Origin of the sequence: Patulibacter americanus DSM 16676, from assembly GCF_000420025.1 — a bacterium.
GTDB classification, from domain to species: Bacteria; Actinomycetota; Thermoleophilia; order Solirubrobacterales; family Solirubrobacteraceae; genus Patulibacter; species Patulibacter americanus.
The window spans coordinates 45837-69518 of record NZ_ATUD01000008.1; the positions used below are offsets into that span (position 1 = coordinate 45837).

A 23682-nucleotide genomic window follows, 5' to 3' on the forward strand; every position below is an offset into this window, starting at 1 on the left:
GCCCATGCTCGACGCTTAGCGCAAGGGCAAAGTGTCTGGCGTTTGTCGCGAAGGCGCCACCGCCGTCACGGCCCCCGCCAGGCGGCGACGACCGCGCGTCGTCCTGGGCCTCGGGCACCATCCCCGGTGATGACGCATGGGCGATGACGCGATCCGCACGGTCACCGACGACGAGCGGCGTGCGCGGCTGGCCGTCCGCCACGCCCTCGGCGCCGAGCACCGACCGGCGTCGGTCGAGGCCGCCGTCGCGGCGATGACCTGTCTGCACGCCACCGAGCCCGCGAGCGTCTTCCTCTCGGCGCACGCCCGCACCGGGGCCACGCGGGCGCAGATCGCCCACGCGCTCTACGAGGAGCGCTCCGTCGTCCTGCAGCTCGCGATGCGCCGCACCGTCTTCGCGTTCCCCCGCGACCTGCTGCCCGCCGTCCACGGGAGCGCCGCCGCCCGCGTCGCGAAGCAGATCGGTGCCCGGCTCGCGAAGGAGGTCGAGACCCACGGGCTCGCCACCGACGGCGCCGCCTGGGTCGCGGAGACGTGCGCGGCGGTCCGCGAGCGGCTGCGGGAGGCGCCAGCGACGACGCAGGAGCTCCGCGAGGCGCTGCCGGCGCTGGCCGCGCGCATCGACCCGGCCCCCGGCAAGCGGTACGGCGGCGAGATCCCGATCGGCCCGCGGGTCCTCGGGGTCCTGGCCGCCGACGGCAGCGTGGTGCGGGGGAGGCCCGCGTCGGGCTGGAAGGTCTCCCGGCCGTACTGGACCCTCGCGGAGGAGTGGCTGGGCACCGCCCCGGACCACCTGCCGGAGCGCGAGGGCTACGCGGAGCTCGTGCGCCGCTGGCTGTGGAGCTTCGGGCCGGGCACGGAGGACGACCTCGTGTGGTGGCTCGGGGCGACGAAGGGCGCGGTGCGCCACGCGCTCGCAGACGTGGAGGCGACCCCGGTGCGGCTCGCCGACGGGGCGCCCGCGTTCCTGCATCCCGACGACACGGCTCAGGTCGCCTCGCCCGCCCCGTGGGCGGCGCTGCTGCCCGCGCTGGACCCGACGACGATGGGGTGGAAGGGCCGCGACTTCTACCTCGGCGACCTCGGTCCGCAGCTCTTCGACCGCAACGGCAACGCCGGTCCGACGGCCTGGTGGGAGGGCCGGGTCGTCGGCGGGTGGACCCAGGACGACGCGGGACGGGTGGTCGTCGTCCCGGCGATCCCACTCCCCTCCGGGGCCCGTGACGCCCTCGACGCCGAGGCCGAGCGCTTGACCGCTTGGCTGGACGGCGACGTCGTGAAGACGATCTACCAGTCGCCACTGGCCCGGGCGTACGCGGCCGGTGACGTCTAGGGGCGTCCCGGAGGCGATCCGACCGCCGGGGTCGGGGCGCCCGCCCGGCCGGAACCGGGCGTCGCAGATCCACCGGAGCCGACCGTCGCGTCGCCACCGGGGCCGGGCGTCGCATCCCCACCGGGACCAGGCGATGGATCGCCACCGGGCGTTCCCGGCAGCCGGCGGACGTCGGGCATGGAGACGAGAGCCAAGCTCGCCGCGGCGGCGATCCCGAACGCCACCCAGAGCGCGGCGCTCGTGCCGACCAACGCCGCGATCGGCGCCCAGATCGCCAGTCCGACCGGCGCGAAGACGAGGGAGCCGAACCAGTCGTAGGAGCTGATGCGCGACAGGGCGTCGTGGGGGATGTGGCGCTGGAGCGTCGACTCCCACACCGAGGCCGCGAGCGTCATCCCGGCGCCCGACAGCAGCGCGCCGCAGACGAGCAGCGGCACCGTCGGGGACGCGGCCAGGCAGGCCAGCGGGATCGCGACGACACCGTCGGCCACGGCGACGAAGACCAGTGGCCGCCGGGGATCGACCTGGGTGGCGAGGAGGCTGCCGAGGAGCGCCCCGACCCCGACGGCGCCGAGGATCACGCCCCACGCCCCGGCGCCACCGAGCTCGCGGTCGGCCAGGACGGGCCCGAGGACGTTCCACGCACTCCACACGACGTTGCCGACCGCGAAGTACGCGACGACCGTCCACACCCACCGGCGCGACCGGAAGGCGGTCCAACCCTCACGCAGGTCGGTGAGGAACGGCTGCGCGTCCGTGGCGACGTGCCGCGGCAGGCGCAGAAGTCCCAGACAGACCGCGCTGAGCGCGAACGTCAGGGCGTCGACGGCGATCGCCCAGCCCGCGCCGACGAGGGCTACGAGCACCCCGGCGACGACGGGCCCGAGGATCTCACCCGCCGAGATCGCGCTCGCGCGCAGGGCGTTGGCCGGCTGGAGCTGCTCGGGCGCCACGATCGCCGGCAGCAGGCCCAGCGTGGCGGGGCTGAAGAAGCCGGTCGCCACCCCGGTCACGCCCGCGAGCAGGGCGAGCGTCCAGACCTCGGCGACACCCGTGAGGAGCAGCACCGCCATCGTGCCCTGGGTCGCCACGCGGACGAGGTCGGCGATCACCATGACGGCGCGCCGCGACGTCCGGTCGGCCACCACGCCGCCGATCAGGACGCTCGCCACCAGCGGCAGGACGCCCGCCGCGAGGACGAGCCCGACGTCCGAGGGCGAGCCGCCGATCTCGAGCACCGCGAAGGCGAGCGCGACGGCGACCATCTTGTCGCCGAGCACCGACACGGCCTGGCCGCCGAGCAGCAGCCGGAAGTCCCGGCCTCGGAGGACCGCCAGGTTGTCGAGCACGCGCGCCACGGAGCGCATGATCGGATCCGCCGCGGGCCCGCGCCTACAATTCAGCTGTGGCTACACCGTGCTGACGTTCCACCTCGAGCCGGATGAGCTCGCGCGCACGCGCTTCGCCTGCTCCGTCCTGCACGAGACGATCGCCAGCCTGCGGGCGGTCGCCGACCCGGCCGCCTACGCCATGCACCTGCCGTGGCTGCGCGAGACCACCCCGCGCATCGCCGGGATGGACCTGGCGCTGCTCCGGGCGCTCGTGCCGGCGGAGGGCTACGTCCCGGACTTCGTGATGCCCCCGCCGGACTCCCCGATGCCGGACCTCGAGGCCGAGCTCGACCGCGTCGAGGCCGCCCCGCCCGACCAGGTGCGGATCGAGCTGGCCGAGGCGTTTCCGGCGGGCCTGCCGCCCGTGGTGCGTGCGCTGGCCGACGATCCCCCGGCGACGCTGCGGGTCCTCCGTGCCCAGCTGGCCGCGTACTTCGCGGCGGCGCTCGCGGACCACTGGCCCGCCCTGCGGGCGCTGCTGCAGGCGGACATCGCCTACCGGGCACGCCGGCTCGCGGAGGGCGGGGCACGCGCGCTGTTCGCCGACCTGCACCCCGCCGTCCGTCTGCGGGACGGCGGCCGGCTCGACGTCGCCACCCGGTACCACGCCCCGACGGCCCTCGACGGCCGCGGGCTGCTGCTCATGCCCTCGGTGTTCGCGTGGCCGTCGATCTACGCGGTCACGGACGCGCCGTGGCAGCCCACCCTCATCTACGCCGCCCGCGGCGTCGCCACGTCCTGGGAGCCCACGTCCGACCCGGGCCCGGAGGCGCTCGCCCGGGTGCTCGGCCGGACCCGCGCCGGGCTGCTGCAGGCGCTCGACGTGCCGCGCACCGGCCGCGCCCTGGCCGACGCGTTGGGCATCACGCCCAGCGCGGTCTCGCAGCACGTCGGCGCGCTGCGCGACGCCGGCCTGGTGCGGACCTACCGCGACGGGCGCCACGTCATGAGCTGCCGCACGGCGCTGGGGGACGGGCTGCTGGCCGGCGCGACCCCGGTGCAGGCCGCGCGATCCGCCGCCGCCCGAGACCCGCGGTAGCGGGCTGCCCGAGCGCGGGCGGGAATGCGCCCCGGCCCGTACGCCTAGGCCGCGGTGAGCACGCGGCCACCGCCGCGGCGGACCACCACGGTGTGCTCGGCGTGCGCGGAGAGGGAGCCGTCGGCGGTGGCGACGGTCCAGCCGTCGTCGCGGGTGATCAGCTCGGGGCGGCCCAGGCCGAGCATCGGCTCGATCGCGAGGACGAGGCCGTCGCCCATGCGGGTGCGGACGTGCGGCTCGTGGACGTTGGCGACGCCCGGCGGCTCGTGCATCGTGCGGCCGACGCCGTGGCCGCCGAACTGGGTGTAGATCGTCGCGCCGGCGGCGCGGGCGGTGCGCTCGGTCGCGCGCCCGATGTGGCGCAGGGGGTCACCCGCCCGGGCGGCGCGGACCGCGCCGGCCAGGCAGCGGTTCGTCGTCGCCAGCAGCGCGGCGGCGGCGGGGCTCGGCTTGCCGACGGGGACGGTGACCGCCGCGTCGGCGCAGAACCCGTCGAGCAACGGCGTCACGTCGAGGGTGACGAGGTCGCCCTCGCGCAGGACGCGGCCGCCGGGCACCCCGTGCACGACCTCCTCGTTGACCGAGATGCAGATCGTCCCGGGAAAGCCGACGAGGTCAGCCGGGCCCGAGGTCGCACCGGCGCGGCGGAAGGCGCGCGCGGCGATCGCGTCGAGCGCTTCGGTGGTGACGCCCGGGGCCACCGCGGCGCGCAGCTCGGAGAGCACGCTGCCCACCAACGCGCCGACGCGCTCCATGGCCGCGAGCTCTTCGGAGGTGCTGATGGTCATGGCTGCATTGTGACGACCGGCCCCGGCGTGCCCGCGCGCGCGGCACGGCGGCCGAAGCCCGCGCGCACCCGGGCGAGCGGCGGTGCGGGCTAGAAGCCGCCGCGCCACTCCCGGATCAGGCCGGCGACCTCGTCGAGGTGCGACTCCAGGAGGAAGTGGCCGCCGTCGAGCAACTCGACGCGGGCGTCGGGGGCGTCGCGCCGGAACGCGTCGGCGCCGGCGGCCGCGAAGATCTCGTCGTTGCGACCCCAGACGGCGAGCACCGGGACCCGGCTCGCGCGCAGCCACTCCTGGACCCGCGGGTACAGCGGCCGGTTCGTCGCGTAGTCGCCGAACAGGCGCAGCTGCGCGCGGTCGACGCCGGGGCGGGCGAGGAGGGCGAGGTCGTGCTCCCAGGCGTCGGGGTCGATCGTCGTCGGGTCGGGAACGCCGTGCGTGTACTGCCACTCGACCGCCTCGCGCTGCAGGGCGGGGCGGAGCGCCCGCTCGTTCTCGGCCGACGGGTCCGCGGCGTAGGCCCAGATCGGCGCCCAGAAGTCCGGCACGAAGCCCTCCTCGTACGCGTTGCCGTTCTGCGAGATCACGCCCTCGACCGCCCCGGGGTCGGCGAGGGCCACGCGCCAGGCGATCGGTGCGCCGTAATCCTGCACGTAGACCGTGTAGCGCGAGACGCCGACGGCCGCGAGGAACCCACGGGTGACCTCGGCCAGGGCGTCGAACGTGTAGGGGAACTCGTCGACGGACGGCGCCGACGACCGCCCGTAACCGACGTGGTCGGGGGCGATGACCCGGTACCGGTCCGCCAGCGCCGGGATGAGATGCCGGAACATGTGCGAGCTCGTCGGGTAGCCGTGCAGCAGCAGGAGCACGGGGGCGTCCGCAGGACCCGCCTCGCGGTAGAAGATGTCGAGATCGCCGACGGAGACGGTGCGGTGATGAACGGTCGCCACGGAGCAACCCCTTAAAGTCGTTTTACCGGTTAGTATGACCGTAGCAGGACGTCGGGGTCCCGGACCCGCGAGAAGCACGGACGGGGAGGAACGCGTGGTGCAGGACGAGGAGCTGCTGGTCGCCGTGCTCAACAGCGCGCCGATCGAGGACGGCACACGGACGGAGGAACTCGACGGCGCTGCGGGCCGTGAGCTCGCCCTGCGCTTCGGCGGCACGGGGTCGCCCGCCGAGCTGCGGCGCCTGCGGGAGTTGCGCGATGCGCTGCACCGGGTGGTCCGCGACCACGACGACCCGGCAGACGCGCTCGGTCCGCTACTCGCCGACGCCGTCCTGACGCCGACCGTCACGTCCGGCGGCATCCGCTGGGAGCCGCGGACGAGCCCGGACGATCGGCTCGCGGTCCGCACGGCGATGGCCTGGTCCGCGGTGACGGAGGAGTTGCCCGGTCGTCTGCGCGCCTGCGCCAACACGGCGTGCAACCTGTTCCTGCTCGACCACAGCCGCCCGGGCACCGCGAAGTGGTGCTCCATGGCCGCGTGCGGGAACCGGGCCAAGGCCCGTGCGCACGCGAGCCGGCGACGCAGCTCCTGAACCTCGGCGCACCCACGCGGTCGTGGCGCGCCAGGCCATCCGGTCGCGACGCCGGCGGCCTTGACCTCGAGGAAGGTCGAGGTCCTACCGTCGTGGCCGGGTCGCGTCCGCGGTCCGGCCCACACGCACGGAGGTGCCGCATGGCAGCTGCAGGAACCATCCCCCTCGAAACGCCGCTGAACGGCCTGCTCGCGACCCCGACGGCGCGGCTGCCGTACCAGCACGACGTGCTCCTGCGGTCGTTCGTGCTGCAGCGCCCGCAGGGCAACCTGGTGATCTACAACTCGCCGGGCGTGAGCGCGTCGGCGGCGGCGATCGGCGCGCTCGGCCCGCCCGCGCGGCTGTTGCTCAACCACGGCCACGAGGCGATGTACGGGCAGCCAGAGCTGGACGTGCCGGTCTGGGCCCCCGAAGCGGACCGGCCGGAGATCTCGGCGGCGCTCGAGGTGGCCGGCACGTTCGACGGACGGGGGTGGATCGACGACGACCTCGAGGTGATCCCGACCCCGGGCCACACCCCGGGGACCACCTCGTTCCTGTGGGACGACGGGACCCACCGGTTCCTCTTCACCGGGGACTTCGTCTGGATCGAGCACGGCGAGTGGCGGGCCGTCGTCCTGGACCCGGCGGCCCGCCAGGACTACCTCGACAGCCTCGCGCTCGTCCGCGAGCTCGACTTCGACGTACTCGTGCCGTGGGGCGCCACGGAGGACGGCCCGTCGTTCGGCCTCGTCGCGGACGCGACGGAGCGCCACGCCCGCATCGACGCGATCATCGAGCGCGTCGCGGCCGGCGGCGACCGCTGACCCCCGGGGCGCCGCGCCGGCGGCGGCGCGGCCGGCAGCCGGTTGGTCGTCCGCCGCCGCGGACCGTCGTATGCGGTGGTGGTCCTCTCGCCCACTCGTCCTTTCGGGGGAGCGAGGACCGTCCTTCGGGGCGAGGACACGTGGCACCGTGGCGGCGAGGGTGAACCCATGCCCACCACCGCACACCTCGGCCGCAGCGCGGCCACCCTCGCGGCCCTCGTCGCCGTCGCCGTCCCCACCCTCGCCGCGCAGGCCACCGCCGCGCCGACGCCGAGCGCGAAGACCACCCTTCAGAAGCAGCTGCGGCGCGACGCCGCCGACATGCTCCGCTACGGCTCGCCCGGCGTCCTCGCGGGCGTGCAGCTCGGCGAGCGCAACATCAAGGTCCGCGCCGGCCTCGGCAACTTCACCACGCGCAAGCCGATCCCGCTGGACGCGAAGTTCCGCATCGGCAGCATGACCAAGCCGTTCGTCGCCACGATCGTGCTGCAGCTCGTCGGCGAGGGCCGCCTGACGCTCGAGGACACCGTCGAGCGTTGGCTGCCCGGTCTCGTGCGCGGCAAGGGCAACGACGGGCGCAAGATCACCGTCCGCCAGCTGCTGCAGCACACGAGCGGGCTGCCGGACTACGTCGGCGGATTCCCGTGGATCCTGGAGCAGAAGGGCTTCGAGAAGCACCGCTTCGACACGGTCACGCCGCGGCAGGCGGTGCGGGTCGCGATGAAGTCGAAGCCGACGTTCGCGCCGGGCACGTCCTGGAGCTACTCCAACACGGGCTACATGCTCGCCGGGATGGTCATCGAGGCCGTGACCGGCCGGGACTGGCGCGACGAGGTCCGCGACCGCATCGTCACCCCGCTGGCCCTGAAGAACACCACGCTGCCGGGCACGAACCCGAACATCCCCGCGCCGCACGCGGTCGGCTACGAGCGGTTCCCCGGCCCGGGCGCTACGCCCGAGGACCCGCGCTACGGCGAGCAGATCGACGCGACCCGCCAGAACGTCTCCTGGGGCGGTGCGGCGGGCGAGATCATCAGCACCGTCGACGACGGCAACACGTTCCTGCGCGCCCTCGCCGGCGGGCGCCTGCTGCCGCCCGCGCAGCTCGCCGAGATGCAGCGCACCGTCCCCACCAACGCCGGGTTCCGCCAGAACTGGCCGCGGGTCCGCTACGGCCTGGGCATCATGCGCGTCCCCACGCCGTGCGGCGTCTCGTGGTCCCACGGCGGCGACATCATGGGGTTCATGACCCGCAACGCCGTCAACGCCGACGGCTCCCGCAGCGTCGTCGTGTCGTTCAACACCGACTCCCCGAAGCGCAAGGACGGCGTCGCCGCCCCCAAGCGCGACATCACGCTGAAGCTGATCAACCGGGCGCTCTGCAGCTAGGGGACACCCGCGAGCGTGCCACGCGGCCTACGACGCGGCCGTTCCCGGCGCCATGCGTCACCCTACGCGCCCTCCCGGGGCCCCAGCCGGTAGGTCGCCAGCGCGACCCCGCCGGGCAGCCGTTCGAGGTCGACGACGTCGAGGTCGCGGGGAACTCCGGCGCCCTGCAGGAGCGGGATGCCGTCGCCGAGCAGCACGGGGTAGATCTTGAGCTGGATCTCGTCGACGAGCTCGATGAGCTGGCCCGCCAGGTCGGCGCCGCCGCAGAGCCAGATGTCGCGGCCCGGCTCGGCCTTGAGCGCGGCGACCCGGCCCGCGACGTCTCCGGCGACGACCTCGACGCCCGGGGCCTCGACCGTCCCGTGCGTGACGACGATCTGTCGCAGGTGCGGGTAGGCGCCGTGCTCCAGACCGGCGTCCTCCGCGGGGGCGTACGTGCGGCGACCCATCAGGACGGTGTCGAAGCGCCGAGGCTCTGCGGACACGCCGAGCGCGTCGCGCAGGTGGACCGGGCACGTCTCGGGGTAGTCGGCGAACAGGCGCCCGAGGAGCTCCGGAGAGGCGGGGAACCGCGACGGATCACCCGCGGGGTCGGCGATGAAGCCGTCGATGGAGGTCGCGATGTAGAGGACGAGGTCGCGCACGGGGCACTCCAATCACCATAGGTGTTGTGGTCAGCGGCAACGTACAACATCCGTAGTGGTTCGTCTATGGTGTGCGCGTGGTCGCCAACCCCCGCCGCCGAGCGGCCGTCACCGACGCCGCGCTCGAGGTCCTGGGGCGTGGGGGCAGCCGGGCGCTCACCCATCGGGCCGTCGACGCGCTGGCCGGAGTGCCCGCGGGCACGTGCGCCAACTACTTCCCGAGCCGCGCGGCGCTCATGCTGGCCATGGCCGAGCGCATCTTCGCGCGGATCGCCCCCGAGCCGGAGCGGCTCGAGGAGCTCGCGCGGGTGCCGGACGGTGACGCGCTCGCCGAGTACACGGGCTACGTCGTCGAGCGCCTGCTCCGCGACCCCGACCTGGCCCGTGCGCTGATCGAGCTGCGCCTCGAGGCCTCGCGGTCGCCCGACGTCGCCGAGGTGCTCGGCCCGTTCCTGCGGGAGGGCCTGCGCGCCGACATCGCGTTCCACCGGGAGCGGGGGTTCGGAGCCGGCGAGACGCTGGTGCCGCTCCTGCACCACGTGGTCGACGGCGTCCTGTTGGACCACCTCACGATCCCGCTCGATCCGCGACAGGATCCGACCGAGACCGCCAAGGACGCGGCGCGGCGGCTGGCGGCCGAGCGGCCCTGAGCCGCCGCGGCCACCGGCCCCCGCCACCCGACGACGACCGGCGCGGACAGGGAGCGTGGACGACGACCTCAGGTGCCCGAGATGTCGACGCCGTACCGGGCCGACAGCTCGGCGCCATGGCGCAGCTGGGCGGCCCGCTCGTCCGGCGTGAGCTCGCGCGGCGTCGCGGTGCGCGACGGCAGGAGCTCGCCGACCTCGGCGAAGAACTCCTCCAGGCCCGCCGGGGCGACGATGCACAGCATGCGGACCGTGGCGTCGTTCGGGTTGCGGAACGCGTGCAGGGCGTTGGCCGGGACGTTCGCCGTCTCCCCGGCGCAGAGCACCTTGGTCTCCCCGCGGACCGTGACCTCGAGGGTGCCCTCCAGCAGGTGGAAGGTCTCCTCGAAGTCGTGGCGGTGCGGCGGCGGCCCGGCCTGTGCGGGGACGACCATGTCCATGACGGCGAACCGTCCCGCGGTGTCGCTGCCCGACAGGAGGATCGTGTAGGTCCCCCCGGAGATCGCGACGGTGCGCAGGGCCGGATCGTCGGGAGCCGCGAACGCGAGCGGGCGCACGCCGTCGTCGGCGGGGATCGCGGCCCGGTCCGCCGCCGGGGTCGTGGCGCCGGTCATCGGACCGGGGCGGCGACGTCGTGGCCGAGGAACTGCAGGAGCGCCTGGTTGACCTCGGCGCCGTGCGTCCAGAGCAGGCCGTGCGGGGCGCCCGGGATCTCGACGAGCTCGCAGTCGGCGATCAGCGCCGGGAGACGGCGGGCCGTGGCACCGATTGGCAGGATGCGGTCCGCGTCGCCGTGGACGACGAGCGTGGGCACATCGATCTTGGGCAGGTCGTCGCGGAAGTCCGTGATCCAAGTGGGCGGGCACGAGTACGTGGCGACCGCACCGGCGCTGGCCGCGACGTTCCAGCTGTCGCGCACGACCTCCTCGCTGATGCGGGTGCCGAGCAGCTCGTCCAGGTTGTAGAAGTCCTGGAAGAACGCGGTCAGGTAGGCGAGGCGGTCCTCCTTGATCGCCTCGACGATGCCGCCGACGGCCTCGGCCTGCAGGCCCTCGGGGTTGTCGTCGGTCTGCTTCAGGAACGGCGGGACGACGCCCATGAGCACGGCGCGGCTGACGCGCTCGGAGCCGTAGCGGCCCAGGTAGCGGGTGACCTCGCCCGTGCCCATGGAGAAGCCGACGAGGATGACGTCGCGCAGGTCGAGCTCCGTCATGAGCCGGTCGAGATCGGCGGCGAAGGTGTCGTAGTCGTAACCCGTGGTCGGCTGGCTGGACTGGCCGAAGCCGCGGCGGTCGTAGGTGATGACGCGGTAGCCCGCGTCGAGCAGCGCGATCGTCTGCTTCTCCCACGACCGGCCGCTGAGCGGGAAGCCGTGGATGAGGACGACGGGCTGCCCGGCGCCCTGGTCCTCGACGTGGATCTCGATGGGGGCGGACTGCTCGGTGCCAACGGCGATACGGCTCATGGTGTGCTCCTCGGGGTGGTCCGCTGCGGTGGTGCAGCGGTTGGGAACACCCTCTCGTCCAGGGCTCGGGGTCGCCTCGGTGGCGATCGCCTAACCGCGAGCACCGCGCCGCCGACCACCTAGGCCGACGCGTTCGACCGTAGGATCGCCGCATGCTGCTGGCACGCGACCGCGAGATGGGCCTCTTGGCCGGCGTCCTCGACCGGGCGCGCGGCGGTCAGGGGCAGGCCCTCGTGGTCCGCGGTGCGGCGGGCGTCGGCAAGACCGCGCTCCTGCGGTGGACGCTCGACCGGGCGTCGGGCTTCCGCGTGCTGCGCGCGACGGGCGCGGAGTTCGAGATGGACCTCGCCTACGCCGGCCTGCACGCCCTGTGCGCCCCGCTCCTGGACCGCCGCGACCGGCTCCCGTGGCCGCAGCGGGACGCGCTCGAGGCGGCGTTCGGGCTGGCCTCGGGTGCGACGGCCGATCCGCTGATGATCGGGATGGCGCTGCTGGCGCTGCTCTCCGACGTGGCGGACGAGATCCCCGTCCTCTGCGTGATCGACGACGCGCAGTGGCTCGACCGCGACTCCGCCCAGGCGGTGGCGTTCGCCGCCCGGCGCATCGGGAGCGACCGCGCGGCCGTCGTGTTCGGGGTGCGCGAGCCGCACGTGCCCGCGCAGCTGCAGGCGCTGCCGGCGCTCGAGGTCACGGGGCTGCCCGACGAGGACGCCCGCGCCCTGCTCTCGAGCCTGTTCCACGCCCCGATGGACGAGCGGGTCGTGGACCGCGTCGTCGCCGAGGCCCGCGGCAACCCGCTCGTCCTGCGCGAGCTCGCGGCGGGCGACGTCTCGGCCCGCTTCGACGGCGGGTTCGTCGTCGCCCCGCGTGAGCAGCCGGCGCAGGCGCTCTTCCGGGCCCGCGCCGACGGCCTGCCGGACGCCACTCGCCGCCTGCTGCTGCTCGCGGCCGCCGAGCCGCTGGGCGACCCGGCGCTCCTGTGGCGCGCGGCGGAGCAGCTCGGCGTGACCGTCGACGACGCCGCGCCGGCCGAGGGATCCGGCCTGCTGACCCTCGGCGAGAAGGTGGAGTTCCCGCATCCGCTGGCCCGGTCGGCGATCTATCAAGCCGCGCCGGCGGCCGACCGCCGTGACGCGCACGCCGCACTGGCCGCGGCGACGGATGCGACCACCGACCCCGACCGCCGGATCTGGCACCGGGCCCAGGCGACCACGGGTCACGACGAGACGGTCGCCGCCCAGCTGGTGCGCTCCGCCGAGCGGGCCCGGGGGCGTGGCGGGACCGCCGCCGCCGCGGCCTTCCTCGAGCGCGCCGCGGCGCTGACGCCGGACGCGACGATGCGCGGGGAGCGGGCCCTGGAGGCCGCCGCCGCGAAGCTCGAGGCCGGCGCCCCGGACGACGCGGGCCGGCTCGTCGGATCGATCGACCGTGCCGGAGTTCCCGACCTGCTCGGGGCGCGCGCCGACATGCTGCTCGGCCTGATCGCGTTCGGGCAGCGACGGGGCGGCGACGCGCCGGCCCTGCTGCGACGCGCCGCCCGTCAGCTCGCGCCGCTCGATCCCGTCGCGGCCCGCGAGGCGCACATCGACGCCGTGCTCGCCGGCGTGGCCGCCGGACCGCTCGGCGAGGGGCTCGACGAGGTGGCCGCCACCGCCCTGGACGCGCCGCCCGCGGCCGTGCCGCCGACGGCGCTCGACGCCCTGCTCGACGGCCTGGCGCTCTGGTTGACCGGGCGCTACGCCGAGGGCGGGCTGCTGCTGGGGCGCGCGCTCGCCGACCCCGACGGCGCCGTCTGGACGGGCCGTCCCACCCTCGCGTGCCTCGTCGCCATCGAGCTCTGCGACCTCGACGCCTACGAGTCGATCCTCACGGACCAGGTCGCTCGGTTGCGGGCGACCGGCGCGCTGACGTTCCTCCCGCACGCCCTGTCGCCGCTCGCCGGCGCGCTGCTGCACCGGGGACGCTTCCGCGACGCGGAGACGCTGCTGGCCGAGAGTGACGTGCTCGCCGACGCGATCGGGATCGCCCGGCTGCGGTACCAGAACATGCACGTCGCGGCCCTCCGCGGCGATGCCGAGCGGACGCGGTCGCTCGTCGACGCATCGCTGCGCGACGCGGAGGGCCGCGGCGAGGGGTTCCTCTGCGCGTTCGCGCACTACGCCACCGCGGTCCTGCTCAACGGGCGTTCGGATCCCGCCGGGGCGCTCGTCGCGGCGGAGCGGGCGGCGACGCCGCTGGACTTCAGTCTCGAGGGGATGCGGGTCCGCGAGCTCGTCGAGGCGGCCGTCCGGGCCGGCGAGCCCGACCGGGGCAGGAGCGCGTTCGCCGGCCTGGCCGAGCGGACGCGGGTGCTCGACACCCCGTGGGCGCGGGGCACCGAGAGCGTGTGCGGCGCACTCCTCGCCGACCGCGCCGGGGCCGAGGCACTCTTCGCCGGGGCGCTGGAGCAGTTCGAACGCGGCGGCATGCCGACGGAGCTCGGCCGCGCCGAGCTGCTCTACGGCGAGTGGCTGCGCCGCAGCGCGCGGCGGGCCGAGGCGCGGGTGCAGCTGCGCCGCGCGTTCGACCGGCTCACCGCGATCGGGGCGGCCGGCTTCGCCGAGCGGGCCCGGCGGGAGCTCCTGGCGACGGGCGAGCGGGCCCGCTCGCGGACGCCCGACGCCGTCGACGACCTCACGCCGCAGGAGCGCCACATCGCCCGGCTGGTCGCGACGGGGGCGACGTCGAAGGAGGTCGCCGCCGAGCTGTTCCTGAGCCCGCGGACGATCGACGCGCACCTGCGCGGCGTCTTCCGCAAGCTCGACATCACCTCGCGCCGGCAGCTGCGGGGCCACCCGCTCCTGGCAACCGACGAGCCGGGGACGGCACCGGTCCCCGCCTAGCGGTCCTGCAGCGCGTCGAGCGCGATCGCGAAGGCCAGCAGCAGGCGCCGGTCGACGTCCGCCAGGCCGGGCCCGAGCTCCAGCACGTAGCGGTCGCGCAGCTTCGGAAGGACCCGCCGGTAGCGGGCGACCTCGTCCTCGCCGCGCAGGAGCGTGAAGTCGAACGGCAGGAAGTGCAGCAGGCCGAACGCCTCCGGCACGAGGTCACCGAGGCGGCGGATGAACGCGATCGGCCGGCTCGTCTCCCGAGCCGCGAAGAGCTCCGCTCCCTGCGCGTCGCGCACGATCCAGCGGCTGCGCAGGAGCGACCGGGCGAACTCCTTCTCGATCGTCCCGATGACCTGGCCGCCCGCGTCGAGGACGTCGTGGCGGCCCCGGAACTCGAAGACGGTCTTCGACGCGATCCGGAACAGCTCGGGGCCGTCGCCGTCGTCGGTCCGGAAGCGGATGTCCTCCTTGATCTTCGCGACCTTCTGCTTCACGAAGAGCAGCGGCTCGCCCTCCTCGGCGGTCCCGGACGCGGGCACGCTGATCCGGTACTGGTTGGCCACCGGCCGGAAGACCTGCTGGACGAGGAACCGGTCGGTGGTGGTGAGCGCCGTCGGGACGGCGTCGGGGGCGGTGGCGGTTGCCATGTGGTGCTCCTCTCTCGGACCGATCGGGCGTCCGGGCGATGCCGTAGCGGGATCGGTGGGTTCGACGATGCCGTCCGGGCGACGCTCGGGCGGCGGCGGCGCGCGCAACACGGGTGCGGGCGTCGGTGATGGCGGCCCGTCAGCTCACGGCGTCGGGAGCGTCCAGTTCTCGCGCTCGTACAGCGGCACGAGTCCCGTGCGCAGCAGGTTGTCCAGTGAGGTCCGCGGCGCACCCGGCGCCGGCTTGCCCGTCTCGGCGACGAGCCAGCGGCAGCCCGCCTCCCGGGCCTTCTGGGCGCGGAACGCCTGCAGCGCCCCCTGGGCTCCGCGCCCGTGGTGCTCGGGCAGCGTCGCGGCGCCGAAGAAGTGGGCGGCGGGACCGTCGAGCAGCAGCCCCGCGGCGGCGACCATCTCGGATCCGTCCCAGGCGGCGACGGGGACGAACCCGGGCTGACGGATGCCCGAGCGGAGCATCGCGACGAGCGGGTCCTCCGGCATGCCGAAGCCGCGCAGCAGCACGGACGCCCACTCGCTGAGCTGGCACTCGTAGACCGTTCCCACGCACAGCTCGGTGCGGGCCGGCGGCGCGGCGTCGACGGGACCGGCCAGCTTGATCCACGTCGTGTCGTGGGTGATCCCGTAGGCCTCGGCCAGCTCGTCCCAGTCCTCGGGCAGGACGGACGGCGCGAGCTGGAGCGTGGCGCCCGTGCCCTGCGCGGCGTAGAAGGCGACGAGCTCGTCGAGCAGCTCGTGGGTGACCGGCTCGTCGAAGCCGAACCCCAGCGCCTTGTTCCAGTAGCCCGTCGGATCCTCGCGCACCCCGACGGCGACGCCGCCGCGCAGCCGCAGGGCCGCGGTGCCCAGGCGCCCCCGCACGGCGGCGGTCACCCCGGCGTTGACCCGGAACATCGACTCGGCCTCGGCCCGCTCGGCGACGGCGGCGCGGGGGGCGGCGACGTCGACCGTCATGCGGCCACCTCCTCGAGGGTCGGGGCCGAGGGTCCCGGCGCGGACTCCCGTTCGACGTCGCGCAGCACGGCCTGCGTGGCAGCGTCCCGGATCGCCCGGCGGTCGAGGGCGGGCCCGAGGACCCGCATGACCGGATCGAGGGACCGCCACTTGCGCGGCGCGTAGATGCGCGCGTCGCCGCGCTCGATACCGGTGACGAGCGCCTCGGCGGCCTGCTCGGGCGCGATGCGGTGGCTGACGAACCGCGGGTGGGTGGCCAGGAGCCGCTGCGCCAGCGAGCCGCCGAACGTCGCGCGCTCCATCGGCGTGTCGACGAAGCCGAAGTACGCGACGGACACGTCGACGTCGTGCTGGGCGAGCTCGACGCGCAGGGTGCGGCCGTACTGCTCCAGCGCGGACTTGGCCACGGCGTACGGCGCGACGAGGGTCCCGGTGACGAACGCGTAGGTCGACGCGTTGATGACGATGCGGCCGCCGGCCTCGATGATCGGCTCCAGCGCCGCCTGCACCGTGCGGACCACGCCGAGCAGGTTGACCTCGATGACGCGCTCGAAGACGTCGGGGTCGAGGGTGCGGATCGTCGCGGGCGGCGGCGCGATGCCCGCGTTGGCCACGACGATCGTCAACCGGCCGAAGGCGCGCAACGCCACGTCGACGGCCTCGCGCATGCCGTCGGGGTCGGTGACGTCGGCGGTCACGGGGGCTGCGCGGTGGCCCAGGTCGCAGACCGCGGCGTTGACGGCGTCGGCGTCGCGGTCGACGAGGACGACGGCGGCCCCGCGGGCGTGCAGGGCCCGAGCCGTGGCGAGGCCGATGCCGCTGCCGGCACCGGTGATCAAGGCGACGTCGTCTCCGAGCGGGAGTGAGGAGGGGGTGCTCATGTCGCTCGACAGTACGGCCGTGGGACCGCCGCCACCATGTGCGGCGGACCGACACCGACGCGTGCCGATGGCTGCTGGCACACTCAGGTCATGACCACCCGTCCCGGGACCGGCCCGGAGCCGCCGCTGGCCCCGCTGCTGGAGCGCATCGCCGCCGAGCTCGAGGCGGACCTCGACGCGGTGACGGACGCGATGGACGCCGCCGCCGTCGAGCTCGTCCCGGTCCTGGGCCGCGATCCCGCCATCCTCGCCGACGTGCACGCAAGCCACCGCGGGAACCTCGTGCGCTGGCTCGCCGTGATCCGGCGGGGGGAGGAGCCCGGCCCGGCCCACGTACCGCCCGAGGCGCTCGACGTGGCGCGCACGATCGTCCGCCGCGGCCTCGAGGTCGACGCGATCCTCCACGCCTACCGCTCCGGCCAACGCGTCGCGTGGGGCGCCTGGATGGAGCGCGCCTACCGCGTGGTCCCGCCCGGGCCGGAGCTCGTGCGCGTGCTCGAGGTCTCGCTCGACCTGCTGTTCCGCTTCGTCGACCTCGTGCTGGACCGGGTGCTCGAGGAGGTCCGCTCGGCCGAGGAGGAGGTGGCCGGCGGGGCGCAGCGCCGTCGGGCCCAGACGGTCGGCCTGCTGCTCGACGGCGCCCCGGTCGACGCGCCGACCGTCAGCGCCCGGCTGGGCTACGAGCTCGCCCGAAGGCACACGGCCGTGGTGCTGTGGACGTCGGACGCGGCCGCCTCGACGGCGCTGGAGCCCGTCGCCGCGTTGCTCGGCCGGGCGGCAGGCGCACGGCGCCCGCTGACGCTGCCCGTCGGGACCACCACGACGTGGGCGTGGCTCGGCACGGACGCCGTGCCGGACCCGGACGCGCTGCGCGACGCGTTCGCCGCCGCCCACCCGGACGTCCGCGCCGCCGTCGGCCCGAGCCTGCCCGGCGCGGCCGGGTTCCGGGCCAGCCACGAGGCGGCGGTGGCCGTGCACGCGCTGCTGGCCGATGCGCCGGCCGACGGGCGCCTCGTCCACCACGACGAGCTCGCCGTCACGGTCCTCGCGGGGCAGGACCGGGGCCGCGCCGAGGCCTTCGTCCACGCCACACTCGGCCCGCTCGCCGCGGACGATCCCGCCAGCGCGCGCCTACGCGAGACGCTGCGGGTGTTCCTCGACGAGGCCGAGCACGCGCCGCGCACGGCCGCCCGCCTGTTCCTGCACCGCAACACGGTGCTCCAGCGCGTGGCCCGCGCCACCGAGGTGCTGGGCTTCGCGCCCGGCGAGCGGCGGCTGGAGGTCGCGCTGGCGCTCGAGCTGCAGCGGTGGCTGGGGCCGGGCCGGGCGCAGCGCTGACCGGGGTGGCCCACGCCGGGGGCGGCCGGAACCGGCTGGGTCGGAGCCCAACCATCGAGCGGGCCACGGGCCCCTCGGGCCGATGGCCGTCAGCGCCCGAACGCCCGCAGGAGCGACCGCGCGAACTCCGCCATCCGCTCCGGCGGGTAGGCGACGGGATCGCTCATCGTCAGCTTCGCGCCGTCCTCGCCGAGCGCCACGATCGCGTGGGCGGCGAGCTCCTCGTCGATGCCGCTCGGCGCACCGCGCTGCGTCAGCAGCCACGCGACGACGGGCTGCACGATCGCCCGGATCGCGCCGCGGGCGGCCTCGGTGCGCTCGCGCAGGATCGCCGGAGCGCCGTCCGCGGGCAGCAGCGCCAGGCGCCACGTCCGCGGGTCGTCGAGCACGATCTGCCCGAAGGTGCGCACCGCGTCGACGATCAGCCCGTCGATGTCCTCGGGGGAGGGAGCCTCCGCGAGGACGACGATCGCCTGGACCTGCTCCACCGCCCGCCGCTGCGTGCGCTCGAGCAGGGCCTCGAGCAGACCCTGCAGGTTGCCGAACTGGGCGTAGACGACGGTGCGCGCGACCCGACCCTCGCGGGCGACGCGGTCGATCGACACCGCCTCGTAGCCCTCGGCGAGCACGAGATCGGCGAGCACGTCGAGCAGCTGCGCCCTGCGTGCCTCCGGCGCCATGCGCCGTGTCTCGCTCCCCATGCGCGGCAGCTTGCCACAGCCGCCGCGGACGACGTCAGGCGAGGACCTCGGCACTCCTGTCCGGCTCGCCGCGGTAGAGCGCCGGCTCGCCGTCGATGCCGCAGAGGCGCCACGCGCGCCGGCTGATCCGGTTCATGAGCCCGACCTCGGTCGCGAGCGCGCGCATCTCGGCGAAGTACGAGCGCAGGATCCGCTGGGATGCGGGGCCGTCCCAGAACGCCTCGGCGAGCACCTCGGGCGGGATCCCCAGGCGCCTGGCCAGCGACCGCGGCGGGATCATGATCTCGTCGACCCCCAGGCGCATGACGACGGGGAAGAGCACGGAGAGCGCCAGCCGCTGGCCGCGCCGCAGGCGGGGGACCCGCAGCTTGAGGAACTCGTCGGCGAACGAGATGTGGCGGGCCTCCTCGGCCACGTGGATCTCCATCGTGCGCAGCACCGCGGGCGGCACGTCGCCCCCTTCCCGCAGGATCGCCTTCTGGTAGTGGTCGATCGGCTCCTCGCCGGCCAGGATGGCGACCATGAGGAGCACGGGACGGAAGGCCAGGAGCCCGCCGATGTAGGGCGACGCGCGCCGCAGCCGCTTCCGCATGCCGGGCGTCTCGACGTCGACCCGGTTGACGAGCTCCATGAACATCTGGATGTGGTTGCACTCCTCCGTCATCTCGTGGAGGCAGTAGCGGAACTCCGGCGAGCGGTGCGGCAGGGCGACGGCGTACTGCATGAGCCCGCGGATGAGCATGCTCTCGAAGGCCGCCCCGACCTTCATGGTGTTCATCAGGCGGGCCTTGCCGATCTCGACCTGCCGCTCGAGCGGCAGCTGCCGGTACCACGCCGTCGCGCCGAGGGGATCGACCGTGGGGGAGAGCACCCACCGCGGGTCAGCCTGGTCGATCGCGAGCTCGGGGGCGTCCCACGCGATGTCCTCGTACGGGTCGAAGTGCACGTGCACCGAGCCCTCCGACAGGGTCGACAGCATCGCTTCGTAGGCCGCGGATCGGTCGTTCTTGCTGGTGGTCGCGGGGGCCATGGGTGCTCCTCGGGGATCGCGCGACGGACGTCGGACCGCCGCTATGTACAGCACTGCACATAGCCTAGCCGTTATGTGCATCGGTGTACATAGGGCCCGTCGTGGGAGCACGGGTGGCGCGGCCCGTCCGGGCGCACGGTCCGGCCGCACGGGCCGGGCGGCGCGGGTGCCCGTGACGAGCCGCGCCGCCGCTACCGGCCGAGCGTCGCCGTCGAGGCCACGCGGGTGACCACCGACGTCGTCCCGACGTGGGTGACCGTCACGGAGGCGCGCACCGGCCCGCGCCGCAGCGCGCGCCAGCCGCCGGTCGTCGTCCGCAGCCGCACGGCGTAGCGCCCGGTGCTCGACCGTCGCGCGCTGCCCGAAGCGATCATCGACCGCCGGCTCCCCACGGAGCGGACGGACACCCGCACGGTGCCCGCCGGCAGGGTCCCGGTGCGCACGGGGCCGTTGCGCCGCGCCAAGCCGCGGCCGCGGAGGGCTCGCGCGGCGGCTCGAGTCAGCTGGCGGAGCACCGTCGACCGTGGCGCGGACGGCGAAGCCCCGGGGCGAGCTCCGACGGACGGGGGCGCGGGGGAGGCGGGGAACGGCGCGCCCAACGGTGGGCCGGTCGACCCCGGGTTCCCCGTGTCGGCCCCGCCCGGCGGCGGATCGCCGGCTGCCGGGGGGACGCCCGTGTCAGCCGGCGGGGTCGTGTCGGGCGGCGGCGGCACGCCGAGGTCCGCGTCGACGAACGCGACGCCGCCGGTCGGCCTGTCGCCCACCCCTGTGAACTGGCCGCCGATCACGAGGCGTCCGCCGAAGCTCCGCAGGGCGTACGGACCGCTCTCGGTCGGGTTGTCGGCCAGGTCGGTGTCCGGCTCGAGCCGCAGACGGCCCGTCTTCGCGTCGAGCGCGGCCAGGCCACGGCGGTCCACGCCGTCGACCCGGGAGAACGCTCCCGCGATCCACACGGTGTCGGCCCCGGGCACGATCTCTCCCTGCCCGCCCTCCACGTCGGGCAGCCACGGCAGCACCGACCCGTCCTTCGTGTCCAGCGCGACCAGGCCCCGGTAGTCGTTGGGCGCGGGATAGTCCGCGATCGTGCCGGAGACGTAGAGCCGATCGCCGAACGGCGCGAGCGTCCGCACGTCCCGCACGTGCGTCGGTGCGAACGTCGGGTCGAGCGCGCCCGTGGCGAGGTCGAACGCCGCGACGCCGGGGCGCGCCGTTCCCGCGATCCAGTCGAACCTCCCCCCGACGTACAGGCGTCGGCCGTCGGAGATCGCGGTCTTCGGCGCCCCGTTCGCGGCGGGGTCCCAGGGCAGGAGCTCCCCCGTGTGCCGGTCGACCGCAGCGACCCTGTTGCGCTCCACGCCTGCCACGGACCCGAAGAAGCCGGTGATGTACAGCCGATCGCCGTGGGGCACCACGGCGTCGACCGGCCCGGCGACCCGGGCGTCGAAGTCCCGACGCGCACCGGTGCGCCGGTCGAACGCGGCGATGCCGCTCGCCCGCCGGCCTCCGACGACCCACTCCCCACCGGCGGCGTAGAGGGTGTCTCCTGCGACCTCCATCGCCGTGACGTCGGAGCTGCCCGCGACGCTCAGCATCGGCGGCGAACGCCAGTCGGTGTCGAGCGTGCCGTCGGGCAGCACGCGGAGGATGCCGCCGACGTCCGGCAGCGGAACGGCGAGCGCCGCGAACCGGCCGCCGACCACGACGTCGGTGCCCGCCAGCGCGATGTCCTCGACCTCGCCGCGGGTCTGCGGATCCCAGTCCAGGACCTCACCGGTCGTTCGCGAGACGGCGAACGCCCCGCGGTGCTCCCCCTCTCCCGCGCGCGCCAGGCGTCCGCCGATCACCACGCGGTCGTCCTGGACGCGGATCGTGCGCGCAGTGCCTGTGATCCCCGGGGCCCAGTCCGTCGCCGCCCCGGACACGGCGTCGACCGCGGAGACGGCGGGCGTCGAGCCGTCGTCGGCCGATCGGGCGCCGCCGAGGTAGACCGTGTCTCCGGCGACGGCGAGGGACGACACGGATGAGACGTCCGGCGCCCACACCGTGCGCCGACCCGTCGCGCGGTCGAACGCGGCGAGGTGGATCGGGTCACCCGTGACGGGGTCGGTCAGGACGGAGCCTCCTTCGGCGTAGACGGTCGTCGCAGAGACGGCGAGGTTGTCGGCCCTCCCGCGAGCGCCGCTGTCCCAGGCCGTTCGGGCCCCGGTGCGCGGGTCGAGCTGCAGGACGCTGCGGTCATCGTCCGACCCTGCCGTCGAGAGATCGCCGGCCGCGTAGAGCTCGTCGCCGGCGACCGCGAGGTCCCACGCCACCCCTTCGAGGCGGGGGCTCCACCCGGGGAGCGCCTGGCCGTTGGCCAGGTCGTAGGCGGCGATCGGCTCGGAGCCCTCGTCCCGTCCCGCGCTCACGTACACCGTCGTGCCGGCCCGGGCGAGGGCGACCACCGGCGGTACGGAGGGGGCGAACCCGGGGTCGACGCGACCGTCGGACAGGATGCGCGCCAGGTTGTGGCGCCGAACGCCGCCGACGTAGCGAAACGTGCCCCCGACGATCCAGCCGCCGGCACCGTCGGACTCGATCACCTTCACCGTGCCGGCGACGGTGGGGAAGGGGGCCGCGCTCGGCGCGCCGCCTTCCCGCGCGACGCGCGCCAGGCCGCCCGTGCCACGCCGAACCTCGTAGGGCGACTTCGCGCGCACGTAGGCCGCCTCGGCGTCCGTGGCGATGGCCAGTCCCGTGTCGGCGCCCCAGGCGCCGGGTGCCAGGTCGGCGTGGGCGGCAGGTGCCGTCAGCAGCCCGCCGCCCGCAGCGAGCACCACGACCCAGAGCGCCACCCACCGAAGGGTGCCCAGCAGTCTTGACCCGGAACGGTGTCCACACACGCGGCGCAGCCTACTGCGACGCGCCGGCGATTCCCAGGCGTTCGACGCCGCCGCCCCGATCGTCCCGGCGGTCCGCCCCCGGCTCGCCCTCAGGCCGCCCGGCGGTACCGGACGTGGGTCGCCAGCGGCGAGTGCAGGACCTCGACGGGCTCGAACCCGAACGTCTCGACCCCGTCGAACAGCCGCTCCCCGGACCCGAGGAGGACGGGGGCGATGTCGAGCGAGAACTCGTCCACGACCCCGGCGACGAGCGCCTGCCGCACGGTGGAGGCGCCGCCCGCGATGTCGACCCCGCGGTCGCCGGCCGCCTTCACGGCCTGCGTGTAGGCCGCGTCGAAGCCGTCCGTGACGAAGTGGAACGTCGTTCCGCCCTCCAGCTCGAGCGGCTCGCGGGCGTGGTGGGTGAGGACGAAGACGGGCGCGTGGTACGGCGGCTCGGGCCCCCACCAGCCGCGCCAGTCCTCGTCCCACGCGCCGCGGATCGGCCCGAACATGTTGCGACCCATGACGTAGGCGCCGCGCGGACGCATGAGCCAGCTCACCGCGGTCGCGTCGGCCTCGTTGGCGCGCTCGTCGCCCAGGTGCCAGGCGTGGACGTCGTGCCCCCGCTTGCCCAGCGGGTGCTCGGCGCTCTGCTCCGGCCCGGCGACGAAGCCGTCGAGCGAGATCGACATGTGGCAGGTGGTGTCCGTCATCCGTGGCCTCTCGAGCGTGTGTGCGCCGTGCACGTGCCCCGTGAACCTACTCGGGGCGGACGGCCGCCGCCTAGCCACACGCGTCCCGGGGCGACGCGGATCGTCGTGGGGGCTGGGGTCACGCGGGGAGGTAGCCGAGCCCCGGGGCCGCACCGCGCGTCGCGCGGATGCCGAGCTCGTCCAGCGCGTTGAAGAGCTCGACGCGTTCCGTCCCGGCCTCGAACGCGAACCCGACGAGGTCGCCGTCGAACGCGATGAGCGAGACGCCAGTGATCGTCCGGTCCCGCAGGCGCTCGGCCTCGGGCAGGACGCCGCTGCGCCATCGCAGGTCCAGCCCCGTGCCGTACCAGTCGATCGGCGCCGCGAGATCGATGCTGTCGCACGACACGCAGAGCTCGGTCTTGAAGGCGGCGAGCTCCAGCCGCCCGCCAGGGCCGGCTCCCCGGTCGAGGACGACGGGCGCGTCGGCGAACCGCGCGTCGTCGTCGGTGTCCCACACGGCCCAGACCGTCGGGAACGCCGTACCCACCAGGCCGCGGAGCCGCGCGCGATCCGCGCCGGTGAGCTCGTCGACCGACGCGAGGTGCCGCGGCTGGTACCCGACGAGGCCGAGGAACGGGCGCAC

Annotated in this window: 22 protein-coding genes; 8 read left to right on the forward strand and 14 right to left on the reverse strand. The window is 75.1% G+C overall.

Annotation, left to right across the window (positions count from 1 at the left end; translation table 11 throughout):
* The first annotated feature begins 136 nt into the window (after positions 1–136).
* Positions 137–1333, forward strand: a complete 1197-nt coding sequence (locus F593_RS0113840) for a winged helix DNA-binding domain-containing protein (RefSeq protein ID WP_022929344.1) — start codon at positions 137–139, stop codon at positions 1331–1333.
* Here F593_RS0113840 and F593_RS25305 read toward each other — a convergent pair.
* Positions 1330–2700 carry an MFS transporter gene (locus F593_RS25305; protein WP_022929345.1) on the reverse strand — a complete coding sequence of 457 codons (1371 nt, stop codon included), beginning with the start codon at positions 2698–2700 and terminating at the stop codon, positions 1330–1332. The two genes, F593_RS0113840 and F593_RS25305, sit on opposite strands and share 4 nt — an antisense overlap.
* On the opposite strand from F593_RS25305, the gene F593_RS0113850 reads away from it, so the two are divergent.
* Complete coding sequence (locus F593_RS0113850) at positions 2699–3763, forward strand: ArsR/SmtB family transcription factor (protein WP_157251816.1); 1065 nt, start codon at positions 2699–2701, stop codon at positions 3761–3763. The genes F593_RS25305 and F593_RS0113850 overlap by 2 nt on opposite strands.
* A gap of 44 nt (positions 3764–3807) precedes the next feature.
* Here F593_RS0113850 and map read toward each other — a convergent pair whose 3' ends face one another.
* Complete coding sequence (gene map / locus F593_RS0113855; protein WP_022929347.1) at positions 3808–4551, reverse strand: type I methionyl aminopeptidase; 744 nt, start codon at positions 4549–4551, stop codon at positions 3808–3810.
* Between the two features lie 89 nt (positions 4552–4640).
* A complete protein-coding gene (locus tag F593_RS30870) occupies positions 4641–5501 on the reverse strand; it encodes an alpha/beta fold hydrolase (protein ID WP_022929348.1) in 861 nt (286 codons plus the stop codon).
* 94 nt (positions 5502–5595) lie between these two features.
* Between F593_RS30870 and F593_RS30875 the strand changes: the two genes are divergently transcribed.
* From F593_RS30875 to F593_RS0113875, 3 genes are all read left to right on the forward strand, one after another.
* Complete coding sequence (locus F593_RS30875; protein ID WP_028721683.1) at positions 5596–6093, forward strand: CGNR zinc finger domain-containing protein; 498 nt, start codon at positions 5596–5598, stop codon at positions 6091–6093.
* Between the two features lie 140 nt (positions 6094–6233).
* The gene (locus F593_RS0113870) at positions 6234–6899 is read left to right on the forward strand and encodes an MBL fold metallo-hydrolase (protein WP_022929350.1); all 666 of its coding nucleotides are present in this window, start codon (positions 6234–6236) and stop codon (positions 6897–6899) included.
* A 168-nt stretch (positions 6900–7067) separates the two neighbouring features.
* Entirely contained in the window at positions 7068–8288 is a 1221-nt protein-coding gene (locus F593_RS0113875) for a serine hydrolase domain-containing protein (RefSeq protein ID WP_022929351.1), read from the forward strand.
* 62 nt (positions 8289–8350) lie between these two features.
* On the opposite strand, the gene F593_RS0113880 is transcribed toward F593_RS0113875, so the two are convergent.
* Positions 8351–8932, reverse strand: a complete 582-nt coding sequence (locus F593_RS0113880) for a dihydrofolate reductase family protein (RefSeq protein ID WP_022929352.1) — start codon at positions 8930–8932, stop codon at positions 8351–8353.
* A gap of 77 nt (positions 8933–9009) precedes the next feature.
* Here F593_RS0113880 and F593_RS0113885 point away from each other — a divergent pair, with 77 nt between their 5' ends.
* Positions 9010–9582: a TetR/AcrR family transcriptional regulator gene (locus F593_RS0113885; protein ID WP_022929353.1), complete on the forward strand. Its 573-nt coding sequence runs from the start codon at positions 9010–9012 to the stop codon at positions 9580–9582.
* Positions 9583–9650: 68 nt separating this feature from the next.
* On the opposite strand, the gene F593_RS0113890 is transcribed toward F593_RS0113885, so the two are convergent.
* Together F593_RS0113890 and F593_RS0113895 are read right to left on the reverse strand one after the other, a co-directional pair.
* Positions 9651–10193 carry a cupin domain-containing protein gene (locus F593_RS0113890; protein ID WP_022929354.1) on the reverse strand — a complete coding sequence of 181 codons (543 nt, stop codon included), beginning with the start codon at positions 10191–10193 and terminating at the stop codon, positions 9651–9653.
* Positions 10190–11044: an alpha/beta fold hydrolase gene (locus F593_RS0113895; protein ID WP_022929355.1), complete on the reverse strand. Its 855-nt coding sequence runs from the start codon at positions 11042–11044 to the stop codon at positions 10190–10192. Before F593_RS0113895 ends, F593_RS0113890 begins: the two co-directional genes overlap by 4 nt.
* Positions 11045–11196: 152 nt before the next feature.
* Here F593_RS0113895 and F593_RS25310 point away from each other — a divergent pair, with 152 nt between their 5' ends.
* Entirely contained in the window at positions 11197–13926 is a 2730-nt protein-coding gene (locus F593_RS25310) for an AAA family ATPase (protein WP_022929356.1), read from the forward strand.
* Here the strand turns inward: F593_RS25310 and F593_RS28465 are convergent.
* The 3 genes from F593_RS28465 to F593_RS0113915 form a co-directional block, all read right to left on the reverse strand.
* Positions 13923–14561: an LURP-one-related/scramblase family protein gene (locus F593_RS28465; RefSeq protein WP_022929357.1), complete on the reverse strand. Its 639-nt coding sequence runs from the start codon at positions 14559–14561 to the stop codon at positions 13923–13925. The genes F593_RS25310 and F593_RS28465 overlap by 4 nt on opposite strands.
* Before the next feature lie 144 nt (positions 14562–14705).
* A complete protein-coding gene (locus F593_RS0113910) occupies positions 14706–15530 on the reverse strand; it encodes a GNAT family N-acetyltransferase (protein ID WP_022929358.1) in 825 nt (274 codons plus the stop codon).
* On the reverse strand, positions 15527–16411 hold the full coding sequence (locus F593_RS0113915; protein ID WP_022929359.1) for a short-chain dehydrogenase/reductase: 885 nt from the start codon (positions 16409–16411) through the stop codon (positions 15527–15529). Before F593_RS0113915 ends, F593_RS0113910 begins: the two co-directional genes overlap by 4 nt.
* Before the next feature lie 90 nt (positions 16412–16501).
* Here F593_RS0113915 and F593_RS0113920 point away from each other — a divergent pair, with 90 nt between their 5' ends.
* On the forward strand, positions 16502–17749 hold the full coding sequence (locus F593_RS0113920; protein ID WP_022929360.1) for a PucR family transcriptional regulator: 1248 nt from the start codon (positions 16502–16504) through the stop codon (positions 17747–17749).
* Between the two features lie 89 nt (positions 17750–17838).
* Here the strand turns inward: F593_RS0113920 and F593_RS0113925 are convergent, their stop codons facing one another.
* The 5 genes from F593_RS0113925 to F593_RS0113945 form a co-directional block, all read right to left on the reverse strand.
* Positions 17839–18450 (reverse strand): TetR/AcrR family transcriptional regulator, encoded by a 612-nt coding sequence (locus F593_RS0113925; RefSeq protein WP_022929361.1) that lies wholly within the window; start codon positions 18448–18450, stop codon positions 17839–17841.
* Between the two features lie 34 nt (positions 18451–18484).
* Positions 18485–19480 carry an AurF N-oxygenase family protein gene (locus F593_RS0113930; protein ID WP_022929362.1) on the reverse strand — a complete coding sequence of 332 codons (996 nt, stop codon included), beginning with the start codon at positions 19478–19480 and terminating at the stop codon, positions 18485–18487.
* Positions 19481–19671: 191 nt separating this feature from the next.
* Complete coding sequence (locus tag F593_RS28470; protein ID WP_022929363.1) at positions 19672–22314, reverse strand: delta-60 repeat domain-containing protein; 2643 nt, start codon at positions 22312–22314, stop codon at positions 19672–19674.
* A 137-nt stretch (positions 22315–22451) separates the two neighbouring features.
* Positions 22452–23057 (reverse strand): dihydrofolate reductase family protein, encoded by a 606-nt coding sequence (locus tag F593_RS0113940; RefSeq protein WP_022929364.1) that lies wholly within the window; start codon positions 23055–23057, stop codon positions 22452–22454.
* Between the two features lie 118 nt (positions 23058–23175).
* Positions 23176–23682: a hypothetical protein gene (locus F593_RS0113945; RefSeq protein ID WP_022929365.1), complete on the reverse strand. Its 507-nt coding sequence runs from the start codon at positions 23680–23682 to the stop codon at positions 23176–23178.

Bases quoted from the DNA above. Each gene is read 5' to 3' on its own strand.
- F593_RS0113910 (WP_022929358.1), bottom strand. From the start codon at position 15,530: ATGACGGTCGACGTCGCCGCCCCCCGCGCCGCCGTCGCCGAGCGGGCC.
- F593_RS0113930 (WP_022929362.1), bottom strand. From the start codon at position 19,480: ATGGCCCCCGCGACCACCAGCAAGAACGACCGATCCGCGGCCTACGAA.
- map (WP_022929347.1), bottom strand. From the start codon at position 4,551: ATGACCATCAGCACCTCCGAAGAGCTCGCGGCCATGGAGCGCGTCGGC.
- F593_RS0113915 (WP_022929359.1), bottom strand. From the start codon at position 16,411: ATGAGCACCCCCTCCTCACTCCCGCTCGGAGACGACGTCGCCTTGATC.
- F593_RS0113890 (WP_022929354.1), bottom strand. From the start codon at position 10,193: ATGACCGGCGCCACGACCCCGGCGGCGGACCGGGCCGCGATCCCCGCC.
- F593_RS0113870 (WP_022929350.1), top strand. From the start codon at position 6,234: ATGGCAGCTGCAGGAACCATCCCCCTCGAAACGCCGCTGAACGGCCTG.
- F593_RS0113940 (WP_022929364.1), bottom strand. From the start codon at position 23,057: ATGACGGACACCACCTGCCACATGTCGATCTCGCTCGACGGCTTCGTC.
- F593_RS25310 (WP_022929356.1), top strand. From the start codon at position 11,197: ATGCTGCTGGCACGCGACCGCGAGATGGGCCTCTTGGCCGGCGTCCTC.
- F593_RS0113925 (WP_022929361.1), bottom strand. From the start codon at position 18,450: ATGGGGAGCGAGACACGGCGCATGGCGCCGGAGGCACGCAGGGCGCAG.
- F593_RS28465 (WP_022929357.1), bottom strand. From the start codon at position 14,561: ATGGCAACCGCCACCGCCCCCGACGCCGTCCCGACGGCGCTCACCACC.
- F593_RS0113895 (WP_022929355.1), bottom strand. From the start codon at position 11,044: ATGAGCCGTATCGCCGTTGGCACCGAGCAGTCCGCCCCCATCGAGATC.
- F593_RS25305 (WP_022929345.1), bottom strand. From the start codon at position 2,700: ATGCGCTCCGTGGCGCGCGTGCTCGACAACCTGGCGGTCCTCCGAGGC.
- F593_RS0113875 (WP_022929351.1), top strand. From the start codon at position 7,068: ATGCCCACCACCGCACACCTCGGCCGCAGCGCGGCCACCCTCGCGGCC.
- F593_RS0113840 (WP_022929344.1), top strand. From the start codon at position 137: ATGGGCGATGACGCGATCCGCACGGTCACCGACGACGAGCGGCGTGCG.
- F593_RS0113920 (WP_022929360.1), top strand. From the start codon at position 16,502: ATGACCACCCGTCCCGGGACCGGCCCGGAGCCGCCGCTGGCCCCGCTG.
- F593_RS0113850 (WP_157251816.1), top strand. From the start codon at position 2,699: ATGATCGGATCCGCCGCGGGCCCGCGCCTACAATTCAGCTGTGGCTAC.